The organism is Methanogenium cariaci JCM 10550 (assembly GCF_001315945.1).
Lineage (GTDB): Archaea > Halobacteriota > Methanomicrobia > Methanomicrobiales > Methanomicrobiaceae > Methanogenium > Methanogenium cariaci.
Window position 1 is genome coordinate 65,448 of record NZ_BBBG01000012.1, and the last position, 8,856, is coordinate 74,303.

An 8,856-nucleotide genomic window follows, 5' to 3' on the forward strand; every position below is an offset into this window, starting at 1 on the left:
GATCAGATCCGTTGATTGAGTTTCTGGTGCACGCGGATAATGTCTGCGGTCTCGCGGACGTCGTGTGCACGTATTAATGAAGCGCCCTGATCCATGAGGGAGCAGGTCACGGCCAGTGTCCCTGCAAGCCTCTCCTCCGGGCTCCTTTCGGTCAGGTCACCGATGAATGATTTTCGTGAGACGGCTGCAAGCAGGGGGGGCGCTCTAGTTCCAGAAATGCGGAAAAATGACGGCACAGTTCCCAGTCATCTTCAAATTCCCGTTCGGGAATCCATTTGCCGATGGCCGGATCCAGAATCAGCTCTTCAATGCCGTTTTGTTCGGCCCGTTCAATGACACCGGACAGAGCGGACAGGGTGGCATTCACGCCTCTGACATCTCCGGGGGGGCAGTCTCTGAAGCCATGCATATCACCGGCAGTCCTGAATCCGCGGCAATCCGAGTATATTCGGGATCCGCCAGCCCGTGAATGTCATTGATTGCAGCAAGATCATACCGGAGTGCGGCATCCAGGACTTCGGGGGGGTACATGGTGTCAAGAGAGACTGGAATCCCCCAGCCCGTCAATCTGCTTTAGCACGTCGGTTACCCGTTCCCGTTCGGTTTCTACTGGGATGACGGGTGCATTGGGTGCGGTGCTTCGGGCACCAATGTCGATGATATCCGCACCGTCATCGGCACACCGTTGGGCCGTGCTGAATACTGACTCGGGAGGAACAAAAGATTTGGAAAAGAATGACTCGGGGGGGCTGGTATTGATGACCGCCATCAGCCGTACCGGGGGGGCATTCCTTCCAACAGTGATATTTCCAATTCTGCAGGTTAGCATAAATGGTTTTTCGCAGCTTTAAACGTGTTTTCCATGAGGGTTGCGATGGTCATCGGACCAACACCTCCGGGAACTGGTGTGATTGCGGATGCAATGGCACTGACTTCGTCAAAGTCAACATCGCCGCAGAGTTTGCCATTTTCGTCCTGGTTGATGCCAACGTCTATTACCACTGCTCCGGGAGTGACCATCTCTTTGGTGATAAAGTGAGCTCTGCCAATAGCGCTGACAATGAGGTCAGCTCTTTTGACTTCTGCTGCAAGATTTTTGGTCTTGGAGTGGCAGACGGTCACCGTTGCATCGGCGTTTAAGAGCAGGGCGGCCATTGGCCTTCCGACATCGACACTTCTGCCGATGACGACGGCATTGAGTCCTTTTAACTCAATGTTGTACTCCTTAAGCAGGGTCATGATACCGCCGGGCGTGCATGGCACAAACGTGGGGGGGCGTCCGGAAAAGAGTGCCCCCAGATTTTCCGGATGGAATCCGTCCACATCTTTTTCAGGGGGGGAGACTGCTTCAATGACCGCTTCGGTGTCAATCTGGTCCGGAAGGGGGGGAAGCTGAACGAGAATGCGTCGACGGATGCATCTGCGTTGAGTGCATTGACATGTGCAATCACGTCTTCTGTGGTCACATCATCCTTCAGGACAACACCGACAGAGCGAATTCCAACTTTGTCGCATGCCTTGTGCTTCATCCGTACATACATCTGTGAAGCAGGATCCTCACCGACAATGACGGTTGCCAGTCCGGGTGAGAGTCCGGATTCCCGGATCTCATCGGTCACGGTTTCAAGACGATCCTGTGAGGTTTTCTTTCCATCAATTAGCATACTGCATCAGGGTAGAGAGGGTAGCCGGAAGCAAGTGTCTTCACTTCTGCCTTTACTTCAGCCTTCTTCTGGACATTTTCCGTGTCTTTCAGCACGTGGGCGATGAAGTGAGCAATCTGCTTCATTTCGTCTTCCTTCATGCCACGGGAGGTAATGGCCGGTGTGCCTATCCGGAGGCCGCTCGTCACAAATGGACTGCGTGTCTCACGCGGAATCGTGTTCTTATTGACGGTGATGCCTGCGTCTCCGAGTGCATTTTCCGCTTCGAGACCGGTGATGCCCAGGTTTGTCAGGTCGAGAAGAATCAGGTGGTTGTCGGTTCCGCCGGACACCAGATCTAATCCTTCTTCAATCAGTGTCTCTGCCATTGCCTGTGAATTTTTCACGATCTGTCTGGCATAGTCTTTGAATTCCGGTTTCAGTGCTTCTTTGAAACAGACCGCCTTTCCGGCGATCACATGCATCAGGGGGGGCCGCCCTGCATGCCGGGGGGGAAGACCGACTTGTCAATGGCCTTTGCATCCTCTTCATTGCACATGATTGCGCCACCACGGGGGGGGCCACGGAGGGTTTTATGGGTGGTGGTGGTGGTGAAATCCGTCACGCCGACTGATGTGGGGGGGTGTTCTCCTCCGGCAATCAGACCGGCAATGTGTGCAATGTCTGCCATGCAGTATGCGCCCACTTCTTCAGCAATTTCTTTGAATGCCTTGAAGTCGATGGTGCGCGGATATGCGCTTGCGCCACAGACGATCATCTTTGGTTTCTGTTTGCGTGCCTGTTCGGCAATGGCAGCATAATCGAGGGTTTCGGTTTCTGTGTCAACACCATAGTGCGAGACGGAATACCACTTTCCGGTGATATTGACAGGTGATCCGTGTGAGAGGTGGCCGCCCTGTGCCAGATCCTGGCTCATCATCAGATCGTTGTGCTTCATGTATGCGAAGTAAACCGCCTGGTTTGCCTGGCTTCCGGAAACAGCCTGTACATTTGCATGTTCGGCGCCATACAGTTCACAGAGACGGTCGCGCGCAAGGTTTTCGACCATGTCATGGTACATACAACCGCCATAATACCGTTTGCCAGGATAGCCTTCGGCATACTTGTTGGTCAGGATAGAACCGACAGCTTCGAGAACCGCCCTTGATACTACATTTTCTGAAGCGATCAGTTCAAGGCCATTGACCTGGCGTGAACGCTCCATTTCAATAATATCATAGACTTCTGGATCAGATTCGGCCAGATAAGACATATGCAGAAATGTTGACCTGAAAAGAGTATATAGGTTGTTACCGTGATCAGCTGTCAACAGGAATTAATCACGCTTTCTGCGTATTTCCGGGAAACAATTTCATATATAACAGAACAGAAGAATTATTAGATTATCTGTGAAATGATTCACTTGGGAGAGGTCAGATGGCACAGAATCAGCGGGAGATAAATCGGCTCAGGCATATTATTGAAGAGAAGGACAGGGAGATTGAGATGCTCAGAGAAAATGAAGATGATTCCCGCAGCATGAATGTCGGGATCACAGAGGAGTTTTCCCACCGGGTTACTGAACTGGAGGGGGGGACGGTAAAGGGGGGGCTGACAGATGATTCTCAGAGGATGGATTCCGGAATCTCTGAAGAATTGTCTCACCGGGTTACCGGACTGGAGGGGGGGATTGTAAAAGGGCTGGCAGATGATTCCCGCCGGATGAATCACGGAATCTCCGATGAAGTGTCCCGCCGGGTTGCCGGACTGGAGGGGGGGACAGTAAAGGGTCTGACAGATGATTCTCAGAGGATGGATAGCCGGATCTCTGATGAAGTATCCCGCCGGGTTGCCGGACTGGAGGGGGGGATGGTAAAGGGTCTGGCGGATGATTCCCGTCGGATGGATACCCGAATCTCTGATGAAGTGTCTCGCCGTGTTACCGGCCTGGAAGGATGGTGCAGGGTCTGGCGGATGATTCCCGCCGGATGGATGTCGGACTCTCTGAAGAACTATCCCGCCGTGTTACCGGACTGGAGGAGACAGTAAAGGATCTGACAGAAGATATCCCCCCCCGAATGAATCTCGAAACCTCAGAAGAGTTTTCCCGCCGGGTTACTGAACTGGAGAGAGTGGTAAAGAGGCTGGCATCCTCTCCGGCTCACGCTGCACCTCAGCACACACGGGTTAATGAACTTGAGGGAATGGTGAAAGGGCTGACAGAGGAACTTCTTGATCTCAAGGCTGAGGTAAGAAAGATCGGAAAAATCCTTGAGGGAAAGGAAGAGTTGCGTCCGAGGTCTGATACCCGACGTGCGCGTCAGACTCCTGAAGCAATGGTGCAAAGATCTGAACGGACGGGAAAATCACCTGAGCGGAGGGGGGGCAGCGAACGGAACAAAATTCTCAGCCTGCACGTCGACCGGTGGAATCCGAACCGGAATTAGGCACGGCGACCATTATGCAGCCCGATGGCACTCTTGCAGAGGAGCCACGGAATAACAGTAATGACCTTATTGTTGCCGGAAATCGTCCTGCAAGCATGTATCAGCCAAAGGTAAACCGTGAATATGTCAGCAGAGAAGAAAAGAAGCCTCTCATCTATGCAGATGAAGATGACACTGTCGAAATAAAGAAGAAATAGTTGGGAGTCTGCTCTTTGTATATCACTGAACTTGAGATTGACAATTTCAAGTCATTTGGAAAAAAGACCAAGATCCCTTTTTTTGAGGGTTTTACTGTCATATCCGGACCCAATGGTTCGGGGAAAAGCAATATCATTGACAGTATCCTTTTCTGTCTTGCACTGTCGAGTGCACGGGGGGGACTCCGCGCTGAGAAACTCACCGATCTGCTCAATGTAAATACCGGTAAAAATACTGCTGAAGTATCCATTACGTTTTCAGATAATACCACCATCCGCAGAAGAATTAAACGGACGGCACATGGATATTATAGCTACAATTATCTCAATGACAAGCTCTGCAAACAAGGAGAAATTGTCGATTTTCTGGCAAAATATGGCATAAAAGCAGAAGGCTACAATGTTGTCATGCAGGGGGATGTCACCCGGATTACGGAGATGACAGACAATGAACGCCGGAAAATAATCGATGAAATTGCCGGTGTTTCAGAGTTTGACAAGAAAAAGGGTCAGGCCCTTGGTGAACTTGAGGTTGTTCGTGAACGGATTGAGCGTGAAGAGCTTGTTCTGACGGAATTGATTCGCAGACTTGGCGAGCTTGAAAGTGAGCGGGAACAGGCAATCAAATACCAGGAATGGCAGGAGAGACTGGATGAACTAAGGCGGTGTCGTTCTTGTGCTCTTTTGAATGAACGTGAGCGTGAGTTCGTTTCTCTGAATGAGATTATTGCAGGTCATGAGACTGATTTCGGGCTGGTCGGGGAACAGAAACAGAAGGCTTTCCGTGATGCCGGGGAAATACAGGCGAAGATCCGTGCGGTGTCTGAAGATATTAATCGGAAGACCGGTAGCGAATATTTAGAGATTCTTGAACAAATAGAGTCCGCAAAAGGAACGATTCGTTCATTGACTGAGTCCATTGATCGCAATAATGCTGAGAAGAAAGGAAATCTGGGATCGCTTCAGTCGATTTATACGAATACCAAGCGGGCTGAAACAAGTATCCGCGAACGTTCTGATGAGATTCGTGCGCTTTCAATCGACCGCTCAAACCTCAGTATGGACTTGTCCCGTTTTAGGGATGAACTCAAGAAAATTGAAACGTCTCTCTCTGCTGAGAGTGATGAGGTGTCCGGTGCTCGCGATCAGTTGTTTGCCTACCAGATTCGATTGCCGAATTAAAGGAAGAACGATCGGATCTCATCGGGGGGGAACGGGACCGGACGATAGAGCGGAGTCGTTTCCGTACCTCTGAGAATGAACGCCTGAACAGGCGGGTCGATCAGATTAAAAATGAACTGTCTGACAAGGAAAAACAGTGTTCTGAATATGAATCCCTGATTAAAAACATTGAATCCCAGAAATCGGCGGTTCTGGAACGGATTGCGCGCACCGAATCCCTTCTGATGAAAAATCGTTCTGCACTGGAACGCGTGCGCAAAGATATCCAGTCTAAAGAGCGGGAAGTGATGCGTCTGGAGGCACAGCAACAGGCGGCCGGTGGGGGGGCGGGCGGACGTGCCTTGATGCGATTCTCGGTATGGACGGGATGTATGGCACGGTTGCACAGCTGGGGGGGAAGGCGCCTCCTGAGTATGCAACAGCACTTGATGTCGCTGCTGGCGGACGTCTGAATAATGTTGTGGTGGAGACCGATGCCGTTGCCTCGTCGGCCATTGCGTATCTGAAAGAGAACCGGCTGGGCCGGATGACATTTCTGCCTCTGAACAAGCTGAACTACCGTTCATTGCCGCCCCCCCTGAAGAGAACGTCTTCTGCGGTTATCGATTATGCAGAGAATCTCCTTGATTTTGATCCTTTGTTTGAACCGGTATTCCGGCAGGTATTTTCCGGTACCGTGGTCGTTGACTGTCTTGATAATGCACGGCGGATGATCGGTTCCTCCCGGATGGTCACTCTTGAGGGTGAAATTCTGGAAAAAGGGGGGGTGCCATGACCGGTGGGTCACGGAAGCAACGTTCCGGAGGGTTTGGTGTTGCTGTTGGTGAGGATCTTCAGAGACGTGAGGCAGAACTGATGAGTCTGCGTTCTGAATATAGTGATCTTGAATCAGCAGTTAACCGATATGCTGACGAAGCGGAGTCTGCACGGCGTGAGCGCAGCAGTGCCGATGATGAATGTGCCCGCTACCGGATGCTGTATGATGAGTACCGAAACCGCATCACCGCACTTACGGATGAACGGGATGGTATTATAGCGTCTCAGCAGGACTCTCTGGATGGGTCGAAACACAGCGGGCGTAATCTTGCAGATGTCGAGAAGGAGATTGAGGAAAAAAATTCCCGTATCTCCCAGGTCGCTGGCGACATTGAGGAACTGAAAGTCCGTCTGAATGCGACAAATATCCCTGCTCTGTCGGATGATCGCGAACGTATTTCCCGTGAATGTTCGGATGTTGAGCGGCGCCTCAAAAATAAGGAGGCCGATATCCACGATAAGCAGCTTGAGCGCCAGCATTTCAGAAACCGTCTGGAGGAATTTGCCGGACAGCGTGAGACGATAGAGGCACGGAACACCTCTATTGATGATGAGATCTCCGGTGCAAATCAGGGAATTGGTGAGAAAACTGATGAGATTGCTTCGCTCGAACACCGAAAACAGTCATTTTCGGATGAAATTAGTGGGCTTCAAAAAGAGCATGACCGCCTGACGGATGCTCTGCATGGTGTGGAGCGCAGGATTCTTGCAATTGATGCCGATATTGAAAAGATACGGTTGCAGATCTCGTCTCTGAATGAACGAAAGGTCGTTGTTCTTGAGGAGATTGCGTCTCTGAAAGAGGAGGTGGGCGATCGGCAGACGGATATGACCCTTCAGGAGATTGAAAAGGGCATTGGATCTGCCGAGAGTGCGATAAAGAGAATCGGTGCGGTCAATATGCTTGCAATTGAAGAGTATGACCGTGTCGATAAACGTGTCCATGAACGCTCGGAAAAGAAAGAGGTGCTCTCGAATGAACGAACGCTTTTGATTGAGCGTATCGAGTATTACGGGAAGATGAAGTATGATGCGTTTATGGAGGCATATACTGCGATTGATACGAACTTCCGAAGGATTTTTGCAGAGTTGACCCGCGGTTCCGGTCAGCTGGTCCTTGATAATGAGGAGGATCCGTTTGCCGGGGGGGATGACATTTGCTGTTCAGCCGCAGGGCAAGAAGGTTCATCTGCTGAGTTCACTTTCCGGTGGAGAGAAATCACTGACCACCCTTTCATTCATATTTTCAATTCAGCAGTTTATGCCCGCTCCGTTCTACGCACTGGATGAAATTGATATGATGCTGGACGGTTCTAATGTGGAACGGGTCTCAACAATGATTCAGGAATTGTCGACGGGTGTGCAGTCGATATGTGTCTCTCTTCGAAAACCAACCATTGAACGGGCAGATCGGATTGTCGGAGTGACTGCCGCCCGGACAAATCAACGTATGTGACCGGTGTAAAAAACAATGCATGAAGAACCGGTTGAAATACTTGTATCCATGGCAGAGTCCGGGGGGGAGATTGATCCCTGGAATATTGATATCGTCGAAGTGACGGATCGGTTTCTGGGTGAACTTGAGCGGATGAAGACGCTGGATCTCAGGATTTCCGGCAGAACTCTTTTTTTGCATCGTTTCTTCTCAGAATGAAATCTGAGTATCTGGAAGAGTCTGAGGATGATGAGTCTGATTTTATCGAAGACTCGTTTGAGTTGTCAGATGATTTTGAGTCTGATACGGATTTTTCATTTGATGATGTGTCAGAACCCATTGAACGACTTGAGCGGGAGATTAAACGAAGGATTGGCAGAAAAGGAAAGCGAAGAAGTCCGGTTACTTTGTACGAGCTGATCAAGGAACTGAAGACCGCTGAGAAGATGGAACGCCGGAGCAGCCGTAAAAAACGCGCTTTTCCGGATGTAATCCTTGCTGCTTCCGATGTTGTTTCTGTTGCGCATGAGGAGGATCTTCAGGATTTGGCTATATCTGTGTATGACTGTTTTGAGGAGATGTCGGCTACGGATGAGACGATTACGCTCTCGTCTCTGAGTTCTGCGATGAATAAGGATTATCGCACCGTTTATCTTCCGTTATTGTTTTTAATGCTTGAAGGCAGGTTGATGATATGGCAGGATGAATTTTTTGGGGATATTTATGTCGATAAATGGCGCGCAGATGCATTTGCCGAATAATTATTCTGTTTTTTAGCAATCAGAGTCCTCTGGGCTATTTTTTGTTTGCTTCTTGGGGGGGTGGGAAAGTAAATTTGGTACGGGATGTGAGTTCAGGCCAGAAGGAGGAATGGGATGATGATGATCATCCTACCGAAAAAAGGATAAATTTACCAATTGATTTCTGAAATATGTCCGATTTGTCTTTTGTTTGAATGATGTGTTGTTTTTTGGATCATTTCTCCGCTTGGCGATATCAGAAGAATAAATGAATAAGTTTATCTCTGAGAAGTTACCACTTAGTTAGGTCGATTGTCTGGGACAAACGGGGGGGGCACAACTGCCTTTGTTTGCTTTGCAGACAACAATACAGGGAAAAATGGTATCTGATATCAT

The 8,856-nt window shown here is 49.9% G+C and carries 5 protein-coding genes and 4 pseudogenes; 6 read left to right on the forward strand and 3 right to left on the reverse strand.

The window, feature by feature from the left end:
- Window positions 1-2: 2 nt before the first annotated feature.
- The 3 pseudogenes from folP to glyA all read right to left on the reverse strand — a co-directional run bounded on the left by folP (window position 3) and on the right by glyA (window position 2,916).
- Window positions 3-829 (reverse strand): annotated as a pseudogene (gene folP, locus JCM10550_RS10610) (dihydropteroate synthase).
- Window positions 823-1,664: pseudogene (locus tag JCM10550_RS10615) on the reverse strand (bifunctional 5,10-methylenetetrahydrofolate dehydrogenase/5,10-methenyltetrahydrofolate cyclohydrolase). The pseudogenes folP and JCM10550_RS10615 overlap by 7 nt, the downstream one beginning before the upstream one ends.
- Window positions 1,658-2,916 (reverse strand): annotated as a pseudogene (gene glyA / locus JCM10550_RS10620) (serine hydroxymethyltransferase). The pseudogenes JCM10550_RS10615 and glyA overlap by 7 nt, the downstream one beginning before the upstream one ends.
- Before the next feature lie 164 nt (window positions 2,917-3,080).
- Here glyA and JCM10550_RS10625 point away from each other — a divergent pair.
- From JCM10550_RS10625 to JCM10550_RS10645, 6 genes and pseudogenes are all read left to right on the forward strand, one after another.
- On the forward strand, window positions 3,081-3,692 hold the full coding sequence (locus JCM10550_RS10625) for a hypothetical protein (RefSeq protein WP_062399023.1): 612 nt from the start codon (window positions 3,081-3,083) through the stop codon (window positions 3,690-3,692).
- Window positions 3,632-4,090 carry a hypothetical protein gene (locus tag JCM10550_RS10630; RefSeq protein ID WP_062399024.1) on the forward strand — a complete coding sequence of 153 codons (459 nt, stop codon included), beginning with the start codon at window positions 3,632-3,634 and terminating at the stop codon, window positions 4,088-4,090. Before JCM10550_RS10625 ends, JCM10550_RS10630 begins: the two co-directional genes overlap by 61 nt.
- Window positions 4,069-4,287: a hypothetical protein gene (locus tag JCM10550_RS10635; protein ID WP_157200173.1), complete on the forward strand. Its 219-nt coding sequence runs from the start codon at window positions 4,069-4,071 to the stop codon at window positions 4,285-4,287. The genes JCM10550_RS10630 and JCM10550_RS10635 overlap by 22 nt, the downstream gene beginning before the upstream one ends.
- A gap of 15 nt (window positions 4,288-4,302) precedes the next feature.
- A pseudogene (gene smc, locus JCM10550_RS10640) lies at window positions 4,303-7,764 on the forward strand (chromosome segregation protein SMC).
- The gene (locus JCM10550_RS22995) at window positions 7,757-7,939 is read left to right on the forward strand and encodes a hypothetical protein (protein WP_245619048.1); all 183 of its coding nucleotides are present in this window, start codon (window positions 7,757-7,759) and stop codon (window positions 7,937-7,939) included. Before smc ends, JCM10550_RS22995 begins: the two are co-directional and overlap by 8 nt.
- Window positions 7,936-8,481 carry a segregation/condensation protein A gene (locus tag JCM10550_RS10645; protein WP_245619050.1) on the forward strand — a complete coding sequence of 182 codons (546 nt, stop codon included), beginning with the start codon at window positions 7,936-7,938 and terminating at the stop codon, window positions 8,479-8,481. Before JCM10550_RS22995 ends, JCM10550_RS10645 begins: the two co-directional genes overlap by 4 nt.
- Window positions 8,482-8,856: the final 375 nt, after the last annotated feature.